Source organism: Nocardia sp. NPDC047038 (genome assembly GCF_040644075.1).
In the GTDB taxonomy this organism is placed as follows: domain Bacteria; phylum Actinomycetota; class Actinomycetes; order Mycobacteriales; family Mycobacteriaceae; genus Nocardia; species Nocardia sichangensis.
In genome coordinates, this window is the sequence record NZ_JBEYVQ010000002.1 from 123,844 (window position 1) to 140,876 (window position 17,033).

The 17,033-nt window shown below is 69.2% G+C and carries 14 protein-coding genes; 2 read left to right on the top strand and 12 right to left on the bottom strand.

Features of this window, described 5'->3' with window-relative positions; translation table 11 throughout:
- The first annotated feature begins 79 nt into the window (after window positions 1-79).
- Window positions 80-1,405: a tetratricopeptide repeat protein gene (locus ABZ824_RS08745; protein WP_356962639.1), complete on the top strand. Its 1,326-nt coding sequence runs from the start codon at window positions 80-82 to the stop codon at window positions 1,403-1,405.
- Here the strand turns inward: ABZ824_RS08745 and ABZ824_RS08750 are convergent.
- From ABZ824_RS08750 to ABZ824_RS08775, 6 genes are all read right to left on the bottom strand, one after another.
- Complete coding sequence (locus ABZ824_RS08750; RefSeq protein ID WP_356962641.1) at window positions 1,395-1,961, bottom strand: TetR/AcrR family transcriptional regulator; 567 nt, start codon at window positions 1,959-1,961, stop codon at window positions 1,395-1,397. The two genes, ABZ824_RS08745 and ABZ824_RS08750, sit on opposite strands and share 11 nt — an antisense overlap.
- Window positions 1,961-2,383, bottom strand: coding sequence for a VOC family protein (locus ABZ824_RS08755; protein WP_356962643.1), 423 nt, complete (start codon window positions 2,381-2,383; stop codon window positions 1,961-1,963). The genes ABZ824_RS08750 and ABZ824_RS08755 overlap by 1 nt, the downstream gene beginning before the upstream one ends.
- A gap of 106 nt (window positions 2,384-2,489) precedes the next feature.
- Window positions 2,490-4,796: a 5-methyltetrahydropteroyltriglutamate--homocysteine S-methyltransferase gene (metE, locus tag ABZ824_RS08760; RefSeq protein ID WP_355071842.1), complete on the bottom strand. Its 2,307-nt coding sequence runs from the start codon at window positions 4,794-4,796 to the stop codon at window positions 2,490-2,492.
- A 286-nt stretch (window positions 4,797-5,082) separates the two neighbouring features.
- Window positions 5,083-5,955: a 3-hydroxybutyryl-CoA dehydrogenase gene (locus ABZ824_RS08765; protein WP_355071840.1), complete on the bottom strand. Its 873-nt coding sequence runs from the start codon at window positions 5,953-5,955 to the stop codon at window positions 5,083-5,085.
- Window positions 5,956-6,354: 399 nt separating this feature from the next.
- Entirely contained in the window at window positions 6,355-7,644 is a 1,290-nt protein-coding gene (gene aceA, locus ABZ824_RS08770) for an isocitrate lyase (protein WP_355071838.1), read from the bottom strand.
- Between the two features lie 469 nt (window positions 7,645-8,113).
- A complete protein-coding gene (locus ABZ824_RS08775; RefSeq protein WP_356962645.1) occupies window positions 8,114-8,947 on the bottom strand; it encodes an alpha/beta fold hydrolase in 834 nt (277 codons plus the stop codon).
- Window positions 8,948-9,019: 72 nt separating this feature from the next.
- Here ABZ824_RS08775 and ABZ824_RS08780 point away from each other — a divergent pair, with 72 nt between their 5' ends.
- Entirely contained in the window at window positions 9,020-9,460 is a 441-nt protein-coding gene (locus ABZ824_RS08780; RefSeq protein WP_356962646.1) for a helix-turn-helix domain-containing protein, read from the top strand.
- Between the two features lie 88 nt (window positions 9,461-9,548).
- On the opposite strand, the gene ABZ824_RS08785 is transcribed toward ABZ824_RS08780, so the two are convergent.
- The 6 genes from ABZ824_RS08785 to ABZ824_RS08810 form a co-directional block, all read right to left on the bottom strand.
- Window positions 9,549-9,740 (bottom strand): hypothetical protein, encoded by a 192-nt coding sequence (locus ABZ824_RS08785; protein ID WP_356962648.1) that lies wholly within the window; start codon window positions 9,738-9,740, stop codon window positions 9,549-9,551.
- 206 nt (window positions 9,741-9,946) lie between these two features.
- Window positions 9,947-10,849 carry an allantoinase PuuE gene (puuE, locus tag ABZ824_RS08790; protein WP_356962649.1) on the bottom strand — a complete coding sequence of 301 codons (903 nt, stop codon included), beginning with the start codon at window positions 10,847-10,849 and terminating at the stop codon, window positions 9,947-9,949.
- Window positions 10,850-11,006: 157 nt separating this feature from the next.
- Entirely contained in the window at window positions 11,007-11,984 is a 978-nt protein-coding gene (alc, locus tag ABZ824_RS08795) for an allantoicase (RefSeq protein WP_355071820.1), read from the bottom strand.
- A 44-nt stretch (window positions 11,985-12,028) separates the two neighbouring features.
- Window positions 12,029-13,243, bottom strand: coding sequence for an aldolase/citrate lyase family protein (locus tag ABZ824_RS08800; RefSeq protein WP_356962651.1), 1,215 nt, complete (start codon window positions 13,241-13,243; stop codon window positions 12,029-12,031).
- The gene (locus ABZ824_RS08805; protein WP_356962652.1) at window positions 13,240-16,002 is read right to left on the bottom strand and encodes a molybdopterin cofactor-binding domain-containing protein; all 2,763 of its coding nucleotides are present in this window, start codon (window positions 16,000-16,002) and stop codon (window positions 13,240-13,242) included. The genes ABZ824_RS08800 and ABZ824_RS08805 overlap by 4 nt, the downstream gene beginning before the upstream one ends.
- Window positions 16,002-16,844: an FAD binding domain-containing protein gene (locus ABZ824_RS08810; protein ID WP_356962653.1), complete on the bottom strand. Its 843-nt coding sequence runs from the start codon at window positions 16,842-16,844 to the stop codon at window positions 16,002-16,004. The genes ABZ824_RS08805 and ABZ824_RS08810 overlap by 1 nt, the downstream gene beginning before the upstream one ends.
- Window positions 16,845-17,033: the final 189 nt, after the last annotated feature.

The window sequence follows — 17,033 nt, forward strand, 5'->3', positions numbered from 1 at the left end:
GTAGCCATGAATCGCGCGCCGATGTAGAACTCTCGGAAAAGGATCCGCACCATTCGGTGCCGAGGCTGGAATGGGAACAATGCTGAAGCGGCCGCCGGACCTGGCCTTCGACCTCGGCAAGATGCACCGCAGGCGCAACGACGTGGCGGCCGCGCGCGAGGCGTTCCAGATCGCGATCGCCTCCGGCCATCCGAACTGGGCGCCGCTGGCCGCCGCGGAGCTGGGCGGACTGCTGAGCGCGGCGGGTGACAAACCGGCCGCGGAAGGCGCCTACCACGTCGCGGTCGATTCCGGCCATGAGGACGCCGGGCCGCGCGCGGCCTACAACCTGGGCCTGCTGCTGGCCGAGCGCGGCGACACGGCGGCAGCCGAGGCGATGTACGAGCACGCTGCCGAATCCGGCCATCCCGACGCGGCGCCGCGGGCGTGGATCAATCTCGGCTACTCGCGCGCCAAGCGCGGGGACTCGGATTCGGCGCGCACGGCCTACCAGCACGCGATCGACGCGGGCCCCGGCGACATCGCCCGGCTCGCCTTGTCCAACCTGGCCTACCTTCTGCGCTCCGAGGACGACCTGGACGGCGTGAAGGCCGCCTACCGCGCCGTCATCGACGGCTGGCCGGAGGATCAGTCGCTCATCGTCGCGGGCGATCTCGTCCAGCATCTGAGCGAGGCGGGCGATCTGCCGGGGGCCAGGGAGGTGAGCCGGTCCTTGGCCGGTTCGGACGATCCCGCGGTGGCCGCGCGGGCCAGTTTCGATATCGGGGTGTTCAGCGAACAACTCGGCGAGCCGGACGTGGCGCTGGCGGCCTTCCAGCGCGCACTCGATTCGACGGACGCGGAAGCTCGCGTCCGGGCGGCGGCCGCGCTCGCGCCGATCTACCACGAACGCGCGGCGACCGTGCTGCGCGAGACGGACTGGGCCGGGCTGGCGCACGCCCACGGATCCGCGAGCGATGCCCCCGCCATGCTCGCCGACCTGATCAGCGCGGCTGTCGAGGACCAGGCGCGCGGCATCGTCTTCCTGTACTCCGCGGTGCTGCACCAGGGTTCGATCTACTCGGTCACCGCGCCCGCCGCCGAAGTCGTGCTCGGCGCCCTGCTGCACGAGCGCACCGACGTGACCTATGTCCGCGCCTGGCTGCGCGATCCGCAACCACTGCGCTTGGAGCTGCTCAACTGGTTGCACGAGGTGATCGCCACCGCGGCATGGCAATCCGCCGCCGAGGACGACGCCGAGCTCGCCCCGGCCGACCGTACCGCCGCAGCGGCCTGCTTGGCACTGCTGCCGCGCGTGCGGGCCGCCACGGCGGCCGCGCTGGCGATGGCCGAGGTCGAAGCGGTGGCCAATGCCGCGACCGAGGTGCTCGCGACGCTCAGCGCGCTGCCTGCCGTCAACGACTGATCGCGCGCAGCACCGCCGTGACCGACTGCTCGGCGAGTTCATCGGTCAGCGGTAGGTGTCCGAACAACGCCCGGTAATAGATCGGCGCGGCGACCGCGTCCAGCACGAAATCCGGATCGATGCCCGGGTCCACTTCGCCGCGGGCGATGGCCGAGCGCAACGCCGTCGCCGTGGTCCGCCGCCGCGGTTCGAAGACCGTGGCCAGGAAGTGGGCGCGCAACCGCTCGTCACCCGCCAGGTCCGCGACCAGCGCGGGCAACACCCGGTGCAGCGACGTATCACGCAGTGCCGCGACCAGATCCCGCATGGCGCGGTTCAGGTCGGCGCGCAGGTCGCCGGTGTCCGGGGTCGGTCGCAAGCCGAGCATTTCGGCGACGACGTCGACCACCAGGTGCCGCTTCGACGGCCATCTGCGGTAGATCGCGGGACGGTGCAGACCCGCACGGGCCGCGACCTGCCCGATGGACAGGTCCGCGTATCCCACCTCGTCGAGCAGTTCCCGCGCGGCGGCGAGCACCGCGGCGTCGATGCGGTCGTCGCGGGTTCGTCCCGCCATCAGAAGACCGGTCGCGGCATCAGCACGACGCGCCAACCGTCCGGATCGGGAAAGGTCAAGCCGCCGTTGGCCGCCCAGAACGGATTCTCGGCGGGCACCGGCTCGACGCCGAACTCACCGAGCCGTTGCGCCACGTCGTACATGTGCGACTCGCTTGTGAAGTACAGCACCAACAGGTTCTCCCGGCTCGGCGCATCGCCGGGGCTGCCGTCCACATGCGTGGTGAATTCCAGGTGGTATCCGGCCCCGGGCAGTCCGAGCATCACGCCGTCGTAGCCCGCGTGGCCGCGGAATCGGTAGAGCTCGCGCAGGCCGAGCCCGTCGACGTAGAACCGCACCACTTCCTCGAGCCGGTCGGTCGGGCGGGCGATCCTGACCTGCGCGACGCGCAGTGAGTCCGGCCAGCCGTTATCGGTGTCCATGGTTCAACGATACAGTACGCACTGTACTGAATTACCTCTCGGAAAACACCGCGGGCCGCCCCCGTTCGATCGAACGAAGACGGCCCTCGGCGCGTTCTGCCTCAGCTCACTCGGCGGACTCCACCCGTCTGCGGATGCGGCGCGCCGCCGCGACCAAGTTGCGCAGCGACGGCTCGAGCTGCCAGTAGTGCCTGGTCTTCAGGCCGCCGTCCGGATTCGCCCACAACCGCTGCGGCGTCACCGCTTCGGCTGCCGCCGTGAGCAATTCGTCCAGCTCGTCGATGTCCGGGATACGCGCGGACCGGCTCTCGTACACGCCGGGGCCGACGCCGTGGCTGAGCCCGTGCCCCGAGCCGCAGTCCTCCTTCAACGCACGCAGCACCCATTCGATCGAGCGCGTCGCGACGATGGCGGTGACGTCGGCGTCGAGTTCTTCGATCGCCTCGACCACCTCGGCGCGGCCGGAATACCCGATGTGCGTGTGGATCTGCGTTTCCGCCTGCACCCCCGAGGTGGCCAGACGAAACGCGCCGATCGCCCAGCGCAGGTACTCGGCGCGCCCCTCCGGGCGCAGCGGCAGCATCTCCCGGATCGCGGGCTCGTCGACCTGGATGATCGCGATGCCCGCCTTCTCCAGGTCCACCACTTCGTCGCGGATGGCCAGCGCCACCTGGTCGGCGGTCTCGTGCAGCGGCTGGTCCTGCCGGACGAACGAGCGGGCGATCATGGTGACCGGCCCGGTCACCATGCCCTTGACCGGCCGGTCGGTGAGCGACTGCGCGTAGGTGATCCACTCCACCGACATCGGCGCCGGGCGCGACACGTCGCCGTAGATGATCGGCGGCCGCACACAGCGTGATCCGTACACCTGCACCCAGCCGAAGCGGGTGGTCGCGAAGCCGTCGAGCAGCTCGGCGAAATACTGGATCATGTCGTTGCGCTCGTGCTCGCCGTGCACCAGCACGTCCAGGCCGATGTCCTCCTGCAATCGGATCGTCGCCTCGATCTCGGCTTCGATCCGCTTGCGGTACTCCTCGTAGGACAACCTGCCCTCGCCGAGCTCGTAGCGCGCCTGGCGAATCCGGGCGGTCTGCGGAAAGGAGCCGAGCGTGGTCGCGGGCACCGGAGGCAGGTTCAGCTTGCGCTGCTGGGCTTCCCGGCGCACCTCGTAGGGCTCCCGCGAGCGCATGTCCGAGGTGATCGCGTAGACCCGTTGCCGCACCGCGTGCTTCTGCTTGAAGTGCACCTCGGTCGGCCGCTTGCGCCACTTGTCCGACGGGCCTTCGGTGAGCGCCTTGGCGAGCGAGACCACCTCGCCCACCTTCTGTTTCGCGAACGCGAGCCGATCGGCGACATGCCCCTCGATGTCGTATTCGACCAGCAGGTCGTAGGGCACGTGCAGCAGCGTGGTCCCGGTCGAGACGACCAGGTCCGGGCACACCTGCGCCAGTTCGTTCAGGTATTCCAGCGTGACGTAGCGGTCGGCGCGCCACACGTTGCGGCCGCTGATCACGCCCGCGTACAAGCGCTTGCGGCGGATGCCTGGCACCTCGGCCAGATCCTCCGGGCGCATCCGGTGACTGGCGAGGTCGAGGCCGATCGCCTCGATGTTCGTGCTCGCGAGAATGGCCAGCGCCTCACCGAAATCGCCGTACTGTCCGGTGACCAGGATGCGCGGACGCAGCGGGGCCCTGCCCAACCGGTGATAGGCCGACTCGAACGCGGCCAGTTCCGCGGGCGTGCGCTCGCTGGTGAACGCGGGCTCGTCCAGCTGCACACAGGTGGCGCCGCGCTTGGCGAGGATCTCGAACAGTTCCTCGTAGACCGGCAGCAGCTTGTCCAGCAGGCTCAGCGTGTCGAATCCGCCCGACTCGCCGGGGATGTGCCCGGCCTTGGACAGCAGCAGCAGCGACACCGGGCCGAGGACGACCGGCCGCAGTTCGATGTCGACCGCCTTCGCGCGGTCGAATTCGTCGAGCAGCGCCTCGGGGTGCAGCGAGAACTCGGTGTCGGCGTCCATTTCCGGCTGGCGGTAGTGGTAGTTCGTACCCAGGAACCGGACCAGCTCGAGCGGCGGCAGGTCCGGACGGCCGCGCGCCATCAGAAAGTAGAAGTCCAGCGGATGCAGGCCCTCGCGATACGGCTCGAACCGCTTGGGCACCGCGCCGAACAACAGCGCGTTGTCGAGCACGTGATCGTAGAACGAGAAGGTATTGCCCGGCACCTGGGTCAGTCCGGTAGCGGCCAGCTCGTTGAACTGGGTCTCCTGGATCTCACGGCCGACCGCGAGCAACTTCTCTCGGTCGAGCGAACCGTGCCAGTAGGCCTCCAGGGCCCGCTTGAGTTCGCGGTGCGGCCCGATCCTGGGATAGCCGAGGATGCTCGACCCGTAGCCGTCGGTCACGTTCACCATGAGCGGGATACCTTCTTTCGATCACCTGCGCGGCCCTTGCCGGGATCGACGGATCGACCCGGCGCTGCGCTCCGGATACCCAGTCGAGCCGTCACCATGGCCCGGCTGTTGTGCAGCTTATGCCGATTGCCGTCAACGGCCCGGCGACACCGATTTCTGGTCGACTCCGCGTCGAGGTTCGCCGGTGCCGTTTCCTACCGGTCGCGGCCCGTCTCACGTCCGAGTGTCCGTTGCGCCTTCGCCACGGGCGCGGGCAACGGACGCTCGGACGCGAGACTTCAGAGATCTAGCGATTGTTGTATTGGTAGAAACCCGCGCCGGTCTTCTTGCCGAGCAGTCCCGCCTCGACCATGCGCATCAGCAGCGGCGGTGCCGAGTACAGCGGCTCCTTGAACTCGCCGTACATCGAGTCGGCGATGGACTTCACGGTGTCCAGGCCGACCAGGTCGGTCAGCGCCAGCGGGCCCATCGGGTGGGCGCAGCCGAGCACCATCGCCTTGTCGACGTCCTCCTTGGTGGCGAAGCCGGACTCGACCATCCGGATCGCCGACAGCAGGTACGGCACCAGCAGCGCGTTGACCACGAAACCGGAGCGGTCGGCCGAGCGCACGACCTGCTTGCCGAGCACGTCGCCCGCGAACGCCTCGGCCCGCGCGGAGACCGACTCACTGGTCTTGAGCGTGGTGACCAGCTCGACCAGCGGCAACACCGGGACGGGGTTGAAGAAGTGCATGCCGACCACGCGCTCGGGGTTCGCCGTGGCGACCGCGATCTTCATGATCGGGATGGAGGAAGTGTTGGAGGCCAGTACGGCCGAAGGGTCGGTGACGACCTTGTCGAGCTCGGCGAAGATGCTCGTCTTCACCTTCTCGTCCTCGAGCACCGCCTCGACCGCCAGCTGACGGTCGGCGAAGTCGCCGAGGTCGGAGGTGAACCGCAGCCGCCAGGCGGCCTGCTCGCGTTCGCGCTCGGTGATCTTGCCGCTGCTCACGCCGCGATCGAGGGACCGCAGGATGCGCGCGCGGCCCGCCGCGGCCAGTTCCCGGGTCTGCTCGTACACCAGTACGTCGACGTGCGCCCTGGCACACACCTCCGCGATTCCGGCGCCCATCTGGCCGGCGCCGATGACACCGACGCGTTGGATCTTTTCGCTGCTCACGTCCCGCTCCTGCTGGGTTGTCTGGCTCTGGGGTGGCTGGTCTGCGAAGGTGTCGCTCCGGTGTGAGCGCGCCCTTCGATGGTCCAAGGTATAGGGATGCCCTCCCCGCCGGGGCTGTTCAGCGGGGAGGGCAGTACACCCCTACCGGAGTAGAGGATTGTCGGTTTTCACGTCGGGAACCTCACTTCCCTTGGCGAGCACCAGTTGTTGTAGGCATCCGTTCGTGAGTTCGGCCGCTTACGCAACCACCCACGCGCGAGGCCATCGAGCGCTGTTCGCGGCCCGGCTTGCGTCCGAGTGGCCGAAGCGCATGCGCCGGAGGCGCGAGTCTCGGACGCTCGGACGCAAGCCATGAGGGGCCGTGAACACCAGCGCCGGAGGCGCTGCATTCAACACAGCTCAGTGGAACTGGCCCTCTTCGGTGGAGCCCTTGAGCGCCGCGGTGGAGGTGTTCGGGTCCACGGTGGTGGCGATGGTGTCGAAGTAACCCGCGCCGACCTCACGCTGGTGCTTGATGGCCGTGAAGCCACGCTCGGCGGCGGCCTTGAACTCGCGCTCCTGCAGGTCGACGAAGGCGGTCATGCCCTCGCGGGCGTAGCCGTAGGCCAGGTCGAACATGCCGTAGTTGAGCGAGTGGAAGCCGGCCAGGGTGATGAACTGGAACTTGAAGCCCATCGCGCCGAGCTCACGCTGGAACTTCGCGATGGTCGCGTCGTCCAGGTGCGCCTTCCAGTTGAAGGACGGCGAGCAGTTGTAGGCCAGCAGCTGGTCCGGGAACTCGCCACGGACGGCCTCGGCGAACTTGCGCGCGACCTCGAGGTCCGGCACGCCGGTCTCCATCCAGATGAGGTCGGCGTAGGGGGCGTAGGCCTTGGCACGCGCGATGCAGGGCTCGATGCCGTTCTTCACACCGAAGAAGCCCTCGGGGGTGCGGGTGCCGTCCAGGAACTCACGGTCGCGCTCGTCCACGTCCGAGGTGATCAGGGTGGCGGCCTCGGCGTCGGTGCGGGCGATGATCACCGACGGCACGTCGGCGACGTCGGCGGCCAGACGCGCGGAGGTCAGGGTGCGGATGTGCTGCTGGGTGGGGATCAGCACCTTGCCGCCCAGGTGGCCGCACTTCTTCTCGGAGGCCAGCTGGTCCTCCCAGTGCACACCGGCGGCGCCGGCGGCGATCATGGCCTTCTGCAGCTCGTAGGCGTTCAGCGCGCCACCGAAGCCGGCCTCGGCGTCGGCGACGATCGGGGCCAGCCAGTTCTGAACCGAGGTGTCGCCCTCGACCTTGGCGATCTCGTCGGCGCGCAGCAGCGCGTTGTTGATGCGGCGGACCACGGACGGAACCGAGTTGGCCGGGTACAGCGACTGGTCGGGGTAGGTGTGGCCGGACAGGTTCGCGTCACCGGCGACCTGCCAACCCGACAGGTAGATGGCCTTCAGGCCGGCGCGGACCTGCTGGACCGCCTGGTTGCCGGTGAGAGCGCCGAGGGAGTTGATGTAGTCCTCGTTGTTGACGAGATCCCACAGGATCTCCGAGCCGCGGCGGGCGAGGGTGGCCTCCTCGACGACCGTGCCCTGGAGCTTCGACACCTGCTCCGCGGTGTAGTTACGGGTGACGCCCTTCCAGCGCGGGTTGGTGTCCCAATCCTTCTGGATTTCCGCGGTGGTCCTCGGGGTGCCGGTGGTCGACATCTGTGACTCCACTTCCTCGTTCGGTGCTGCCGCCCGGTCGAGCTACGAAACAGCTCGTACTGCTGGAGCGGCGATTTGCAGGCTTGCTAGGCCCTTGGGGTGTACTTCCACACGATGGCACATGAAGAAATAGGCGTCTACCTGTTGTTAGTGTGAATCTGAGCTAGGTTTTCCGCCCTCTTTGCTAAGTCTGCAAAATTTGCCCTCGAATTGCAGTAGTGCAATCTACCGGCCGGTAGCTCTGACGTGGGATTTTAGCGTAACGCTCGTACTGTTAGCGATCGGCGAGCGGCCCCCTTATCCCGGCTCCGCCATTCCCAACTGTGAGGACCTTCACAAGTCCCGGCGGCTGCCTTTTGTGTGGGCCACGCCACCGCACTGCCCGGCGAGGGCTTGTTTCCGACGAGCCCCTGCGGTTCGGGAGCGCCGACATTCACGCTCCGGCCACCCTCACTCCTTACCGGGAGGCTCAGGGTTCACCGAGGACTTCGCATACTTTCGCGGCCCATCCGGCTGGATGTGTCAGATTTCCGTTGTGCCCGCCAGGGAACTCCACCACCGGCACGCCGCGCAGTGCCGCCAGCTCGTGGGCGGCCTTGTAATCGAACACGTGCTGCGGTGTGGTGCTGCCGCAGGCCGGGACGATGCGCACCGGCGACTGCCGCAAGGCCGCGACGTCGAGGTGGTCGGCGCGGATCGCGGCGAAGTCGTGTCCGAGGAAATATTCGAAATTCGCGGCGCGCTCGGGGCCGAGCGGCGGCGCGGTGACGCCGGGTTCGCGATCCTGGCTCTCCGGAGCGATCCCCAGCGTCCGCACCATCGGGGCGAGCGCCGCCTGCCACCCGCGCTCGGCGAACACCTGCTCACAGTGTTCGAGCTCGCCGAGTTGGGCGGCGCGGTCGGCGGCGGCGAGCAGCCACGGCGTGACGGGCTCGTGCGCGACGAGAGTGTGCAGCCGGTCCGGGTGCTCGACCGCCAGATGCAATCCGATGGCCGCGCCCATGCTGCACCCGAGCATTGCCACGGGCTCGTCGGTCAACGTGGACAGCAGGCGATAGACGTCGTCGGCGTGCGTCGCGACCGAGGCGGGAGCGCCCGGATCGCGAAGGACGCTGCGGGACAGTCCGCGCCGGTCGTACGTGACGACGGTGAAGCGCCGCTCGAGATGACGGACCAGATCTTCGCTGCGCCGCGCGTCTCCCTCGCCGCTCTGCGAGATCAGGAGCATCGGGCCGCTGCCGCGAACTTCGTAGTAGAGGTCGGCTCCGGGGACTTCGAGAGTGCCGGTGGCAATCGTGTTCATGCGGACAAGGCTAATCCATCAATTCAGATACATCAAGTCTGATGCATCTGAATTGATGTAAAGTTCTCCGTCGTGGAAGGAGTCGAACTGTTCCTGCTGGGCCGGACGTTGATCAAGATCGGCGAGGAGGCGCTGCCGACGGCGGGACTCGGCGGCGGACACCGCCCCGTGCTCGTCGTGTCGAGCGACATCCTCGAGCACCCGGACAGCACCGTGGGCGAGATCGCCGCCCGCACCGGATTACCGCAAAGCGCGGTATCCACCGCCGTCGCCAGACTCAAGGAGGCCGGTGCGATCACCTCGACGGTCGACCCACGCGACCGCCGGCGCACCCTCGTCCGCGCGGCCGACCATGCCTCACCACGAGTCGCCGAAGTACGAGCAACACCAGTGGACGACGCGGTGGCGGCGGCGCTGGCCGACAACAACCCAGCCGCCCTGCGCGAGGTGCTCGACGCGCTCACGACCCTGACCCGCCACCTACGCCCCCGCGAACCCCGCGCCGATCTCTGACGCCCGCCACGAGCCCGACGACTGCGAGCGGCACATCACCGAGCGGTCTTCTCGCGCTTCGCCACAGCCATGTGCCGCTCGCGACGCGTCAGGGAAGGTAGACGCAGCCGCCCATGCCGAGGTAGCTACGGATCGAGCAGATCAGGTTGTTCACTGTTTTGCCTGAGCCGGAGGATGAACCAGTGCTGAGCGGGGCGGCTATCGCGGCGGGCGCGGTGGCCGTGACCGGCAGTGATAGGGCGGCGGTGACCAGCACGGTGGCCGCGATTTTCTTCGTCATGTTTTCTCCTGCCGTCATGAACGCGAGAACTAGCTCCGGCACTCGTCTTCACTGTCTCCAAGAAGCGTATGAATGACTGAATGCCGGTGATAGCCCCTACTTTTCGCGTCTCACCTCGGCGTGCGCACCTATCGGTTTCCGGCTCTGAAAGCCAACGCTCATGTGATGGTTCGGCTACTTCGTTGCTGGTTGCGGTCCGAGCGAACTCAAAAGGATGCAACCGGTGGGTGCACCGCGCGCCAATGTCGCGCTATGTCGATGCGGCGGGTGATCCAGACCTGGTCGTAGGACTGGATGTGGTCGAGTAGGCGTTCCAAGGCGGCGGTGCGGGCGGGGCGGCCGATGAGGCGGCAGTGCAGGCCGATGGACAGCATTTTCGGATTACCTTCCGCTCCTTCGCGGTAGAGGACGTCGAAGGCGTCGCGGACGTGTGCGAAGAATTGTTCGCCGGTGGGGAAACCGGCGGGCGAGGCGAATCGCATGTCGTTGGTGTCCAAGGTGTAGGGCACCACCAAGTGGTCGCGGTCGAGCACGCGCACCCAATAGGGCAGGTCGTCGGCGTAGGAATCGGCGTCGTAGGCGAAGCCGCCGTGCTCGACCACCAGCTCCCTGGTGTTCGGCGAATCGCGGCCGGTGTACCAGCCCAGCGGCGCGGAGCCGGTCAGTTCGGTGAGGACGCGCACCGCCTCGGCCATGTGCGCACGCTCGGTGTCGCGGTCGGTGAGCTGGTAGGACTTCCAGCGCAGACCGTGGCAGGCGATCTCATGGCCCAATTCGCCGAAGGCGGCCACCGCCTCCGGGTTACGTTGCAGAGCTCGGGCGACCGCGAAGATCGTCAGCGGCAACGCGCGCCGTTCGAAGACGCGCAGCACTCGCCACAACCCGGCGCGTGAGCCGTACTCGTAGAGCGACTCCATGCTCATGTGGCGGTTCGGAAAGGCTTCGGCGGGAGTCATTTCCGACAGGAACGTCTCAGAGAACTCGTCACCGTCGAGGACGTTGTTCTCGCCGCCCTCCTCGTAGTTGAGCACGAACTGGACCGCGATCCGCGCCTCTCCCGGCCACTGCGGGTCCGGCGGACGCGGGCCGTAGCCGACGAAGTCCCTCATCAGCGCGCCTCACGAAAACACGGCTCGGTACGCGCTGCCGATGCCCGCGTGTTCATGTGCCGAGCTCGCCCCGCAGGCGCGGCTCCACACTGTGTGGACGCCCACGCGTACATACGCCGAGCAGGCGCGGCCCGACACACCGCCGACATTCGCCCGCTCATGCGCCGAGCTCTCCGTACAGGCGCAGCCGCGCCAGCCCGCCGTCCGGGTAGATGTCCAGCCGCACCTCCTCCACCGACGCCGCCATCGGCGCGATCGGGAACCGGTGCCTGGTGTCGGGTTGGAGCGGGGTGCGCGGCAACAACTCCAGCTCGGTGCCGTCGTTGGTGCGACCGGTCAGCCGGGCGGCGCCCGGACTGTTGCCCAGGAAGTAGGACGTATCCAGCTCGGCGAGCCGGATCAGTCCCGGCCCGGCCAGGCGGATGCGCACCCAGTCGTTGCCGTCGTCCCTGCGGCGGGCGGTCTCCCAGCCCTCACCCATGGACCGGGCCCAGCCGGGATACAGCAACTGGTTCGGCGAGCTGTAGAAGCGATTGGAGCAGTCCAGCACCAGCGCGCCGTTCTCCAGCGCGGCCAGGTCCAGCGGACCGAGGCCGAGCAGGCGCGGGTCGGGACGTCCTTCGCCGTGCACCCGCAGCCTGGCCACGCCGCCGTCGGGGTGCATGGTGAGTTTCACATGCGTCCAGCGCTTCTCGTTCTCGACGGCGAAAGGATTGCGGTGGTCGCCCGCAATCGGCGAGCGATCGACCAGCATCACCCAATCGTCGCGTGCGGCGATGGTTTCCGCGGGCGGATAGTCCTCGACCTCCAACGCGGACACCGAGACGGCGGGCGGGTAATTGCCCTTGAACCACGCCGTGTCCACCACGATCCCGCGGATCACGCCGGGCACGCCGAGCCGCACGATCGCGGCGTCGTCGCCGGGTTGCCCGCGGTGTCGGCGGGTCTCCCAGCCGTCGTAGATCTGTCCTTTGTGCCCGAAGTCGGACGGCCGGTACTGGGCGGGCCCCGGGTTGATCAGATTCTCTTTCTCCGCGAAGAATTCGTCGTTCGCCCAGATCACCGAACCGCCCAGCGGCCGGACCGCCAGGTCCGGCAGCAGCGTGAATTCGTCGTCGTCGCCCCGGTCACGCATCGCGTCTCCTGTGTCGTGCGGGATAGTCCCGTTCGGATGGCCGATCACGGCGCCTCCGGTATCGGCGCGCGTGCCGCCAGGGCTCGCAGAACCGTCTCGGTGAGTTCCGGAGTCCCCGCGTTCGGGCGGGCACCGCAATCGATGCCACGCAGCACCGTGGCGGCCAGCGCTTCCGCGGTGGCGGGCTCGTCGACGATGTCGCCGCCGCGTCGAGCGAGGTAGTCCCGCAGTCGCGGCACCGCGACGTCGATCGCCCGGCGGAAGAAGTCGTAGGTGGCCAGCCAGCGGGTGACCAAGTGACCCGGATGCATGTCCCAGCCCTGGTAGTACCCGCGCCGCAACGCCCGGGCAACCAATCGGTGGTGGTTGCGCAGCGCGGCCTCCGGGTCGGCGTCGGGCACGATCTGGGTGGAACCATCGCATACCCACACCCCGGTCTGCGCGGCCGCGACTTGCATGACCGCCTTGGCGTAATCGGCGGCCGGGTGGTCGAGCGCCTGATCCGGTGCGGCGACCCCACAAGCGGCGGTGTAGTCGTACGTACCGAAATGCAACGCGCTGCATCGTCCTTCGGAGAGGGTGAGCATGGCGGCCACCGGCGCGGTGCCATCCGCGGCCAGGATCGCCTGCGGGCTCTCGATCTGCAGTTCGAAGCACAGGCTGCCCTCGGCGATGCCGTACCCGCGTTCCAGCCCTACGCACAGCTGCACCAGGGCGGGAACCTGCTGCGCCGCACGGATCTTCGGCACCGTGAAGACGAACCCCTCGGGCACGCCGCCCGCGCCCTCCAACACGAGGCCGAGCGTGCGCAGCGCCCGGCGACGCTCGCCGCCGCCCAAACCCTTCATCCGGATGCCGCTGCTCGCCGGGCCTCCGGGGCGCCGTGCCCAGGCAGCCAGCACCGCGCCCGCCGCCGTGGCCGCGCGGTCCTCCTCGGCGTCGGCGCGCAGGCCGTAGCCGTCCTCGAAGTCGATGCGCAGATCCTGGACCGGGTCGGCTTCCAGCCGTTTGCGCACGTCGGGAAGCGAATCGGTGCCGTCGAGAGTGGTCAGCAGATCGTGGTGGCGGTCGAGTAGTTCGACCGCGGTCGCGCCCCATTCCCCGGGAGTCTCCTCGGTGACCCGGTCGGCCGGGACGTACACGGTGTGGCTCGGTTGCGAGCGACCGTTCGAGCCGGGGTATCGGCGGCGCAGCTCGGTGTCGACCGCGTCGAGCATCGCCTCGATCCGGGCGCGGACGTTCTCCGGCACCTTGTTCATCGTGATCCCTTCTCCCGCAGGGCGGCCCAGACCCGGTCCGCGGTCATCGGCAGCCCGTACAGGCGCACGCCGACCGCGTCGCGGATCGCGTTGGCCAGCGCGGGCGCGACCGGGTTGTACGGCGATTCGCTCATCGACTTGGCCCCCAACGGACCGAGCGCGTCGGACGTCTCGGCGAAGTAGACCTCTGTGCGCGGCACGTCGGCGAATTGCGGTATGTGGTAGTGCCGCAGGGTCTGCGCACCCACCACACCGTGCGCGCTGCGCATGTCCTCGTACAGCGCCGTGCCGATGGCCTGAGCCGCGCCGCCCTCGATCTGCCCGCGGCACTGCACCGGGTTGAGCACCGTCCCCGCGTCGGCGGCCTGGATCGATTGGAGGATGCGCACCGCCCCGGTGTCCGGGTGCACGGCGACGCGGAAAGCGTGCACGTTGAAGCTCACCGACCTGGGACTGCCGTCGTGCTCGGCGCGCGCGGTGAGGTCGCCACCGGTCAGCAGTTCGGCGGCGGTGAGCAGCCGGTCGCCGCAGTGCACGCCGCCGGAGTTCAGCGCGCAGTCCCGCTCGGCGACGCCGGTCAGTTCCGCCGCCCTGGCCAGCAGAAGCCCGCGCAACGCGCACGCCGCCGCGTAGACGGCCTTGCCCGCGACCACGATGCCGGTGGAGCCGAACGCGCCGGTGTCGTGGTCCACCAGGTCGGTGTCGCCGTGCCGGACCACGATGCGGTCCACCTCGGTGTCCAGCGCGGTAGCGGCGAGCTGCGCGTGCACCGTCGTCGTTCCGTTGCCGAATTCCGCCGTGCCGACCCGGATCTCGTAGCGGCCGTCGGGCAGCAGCGCGGCCGTCGCGGTCGACCGGTGACCGCGCGGCGGGACGGTCGCGATCATCGCGGCGGCCATGCCCGTACCCACCCGCCACTCCGGGCCGGGCGCGTGCACGTCGTTGCCGCGCAGCAGCGCTCGTTCGGCGAGGTCGAGGCATTGGTCCAGGCCGTAGCTGCCGAACATGAGGTCGCTCTCGTTCACCGCGGCGCCGACGAACCGGTCGCCCGGCGCTACCGCGTTGCTGCGGCGCAGTTCGAACGGGTCCATGCCGAGCGCGTGCGCGAGTTCGTCGAGAGCCGACTCCACCGCGAAGATCACCTGCCCGAGGCCGTATCCGCGGAACGCGCCGGAGGGAACGTTGTTGGTGTACACCGCCTGCGCGTCGACCCGCTTGTTGGCACAGCGGTACAGCTCCACCGACTCACCGACGCCGTGATACATCACCCCGCCGCTGTGATTGCCGTACGCGCCGGTGTCGGCGAGCACGTCGACGGCCAAGGCGGTCAGCACACCGCGCGCGTCGGCCCCCGCCGTCACCGCGACCCGCATGGGATGGCGGCAGGTCGCGGCGGTGAATTCGTCGGAGCGCGTGAACTCGTATTGCACCGGTCTGCCGGTGCGCAGCACGGCCAGCGCGATCAGGTCCTCGGCCAGCATCTCCTGTTTCGCGCCGAACCCGCCGCCGACCCTGGCCGCGAACACCCGCACCTGCGCGGACGACCGGCCGAACAGGCGGCACAATTCGTCGCGGACCAGGAACGGGACCTGGGTGCTGCACCGGATGACCAGGCGTCCGGCGTCGTCCAGCCAGCCGACGCCGCCGTGTGTCTCCAAGTGCACATGCTGACCCCGCGGCGAATCCCAGACGCCGCGTACGACATGCGCCGCGGCAGCCAGACCCGCGGCGACGTCACCCACCTCGCCGTGCAGTTCGGCGACCAGGTTGCGGCCGGGATCGACGATCCGGGCCGAGGGGGGCTTGTCGCCGTGCAGTTTCGGCGCGCCGGGGCGCAGCGCGTCCTGCGGATCGAACACCGCGGGCAGGACCTCGTAGTCGACCTCCAGCAGACGGCATCCCTCGCGGGCGATCGCGACGCTGTCGGCCACCACCGCGGCCACCCGCTGCCCCACGAAGCGAACCGTGCGGTCGAGCACATAGGTGTCGTCGGGGTCGTCGGTGCGCAGCTCGTGCCGCGCGGTGGAGAACGGCACGTCCGGCGCGTCGGCATGGGTGAGCACCGCGTGCACGCCGGGTAGTGCCTCGGCGGCGGTGGTGCCGATCGAGCGGATTCGCGCGTGCGGGTGCGGGCTTCGCAGCACCGCGATGTGCAGCGGCGCGGACGGTGGCGCGGTGTCGGCGTCGCCCGGTCGCGGCAAGTCGAAGGTGTACGGCTCGCGTCCGGAGACGATGCGCGGCCCGGCCGGGGCGCACGCTCCTACGATCGCCGCGGCCGGATCCGGTGCCACGGCGGCAGGATCGTCCGGAGTGAGCTGCTCGCCCAGCGCGGCGCGGATGGCGCGGTAACCCGTGCAGCGGCAGAGGTTGCCCTTCATCAGCTCGGCGAGTTCGTCGCCCGCCACGCCGGCCTGCTCGTCGGCGGCACACCCGAGCCCCGCGGCCGTGACCACCATGCCCGCGGTGCAGAACCCGCATTGGAACGCGGCGTCGGCGACGAACCGGCGCTGCACCGGGTGCGGATGCTCGGGCGTTCCGAGTCCGGCGGCGGTGGTGACAGCGCGTCCGGCGGCGCGAAAGGCGGGAAAGACGCAGGAGTGCACCGTCATTCCGTCGACCAGCACCGAGCAGGCCCCGCAATCGCCCGTGTCACAGCCCTTCTTCACCGCCAGGTTGCCGCTGTCGCGCAGCGCCGTCCGCAGGCACTGACCCGGCCGCGCCGCGATGTCGACGGTCCTGCCGTCCACTTCGAATCGCATCAGCTTCCCCGCAGTTCCGCGGCGACCTCGTCGGCGAGCACTCCCGAGACATGCCTGCGCCACTCCGGCGACCCGTGCGGATCGTCGAACCACAACGCCGAGTCGATCGTGTGCATGGCATCGCGCATCTCGCCCTCGGAGGGCGGGGCGGCGAAGTCCAGGACGACGGGCCTGATCGTGGCGGCCGTGATCGTTACCGCGCTACGGCCACTGCCTTCCCTCCGCCCCATTACGACGGCACCGGAGCGGCCGAGCGGGGCGAGCGCGATCTTTCGAAAGCTGGTGCGGGCCAAGAGACTCGAGCGCGGTAGGCGAATCGAGCGCAGCACGTCGCCGGGCCGCAGCGCCGTACGACCCGGACCGAGGACGAACTCCCGCATCGGAATCTCCCGATCGGCGCCGTCCGCGGCCCACACCAGCGCCGTTCCGTCGAGCGCCACCAGCGCGCCGAGCACCGCACCCGCGGGCAACGCCAGGCAGACGTTGCCCCCGACGGTCGCGGTGCGCCAGATCTTGTGCGAGGCCAGCAGCGCCCGGCAGGACCGGGCGAACAGCGCGGTCCCCGGCCACGGGTCGCGCAACACCCCCGTCCCCAGCTCACGGCCCGGCGCGGCTCCGGCGAACTCGGCCAGGGTGCAAGTGGCGGCGATGTCCAGTCCGCCATCCACGATCTCGAACGCGGGCCACCCCAGGCCGGTGATGTCGACCAGGCGCAGCAGCTGATCCTGCGGCTCGGAGAACAGGAAGGTTCCTCCGGCGAGCACCGCGGTGGACGCACCGAGCACGGCCAGGTCTTCGCGCTCGCGAGCGACCACCACCTCGCGAATCGTGTCCAGGTCCACGTCTCACCTCGTTCCTGCCTCTCCGTCACCGTAGAGCCAGTCGGTTGCCGCCGTATTGCGCGCGACGCACGTCAGATTGCGCGGCCGTTACCTCGCCGCGCGACGGGCACCAGCGACCGGGAACCGTCCCGGCCGCGCGCTTACGCGGGCGTGCCGTCCGCGACACCACGGCTCGCGCCCGCTACCGGC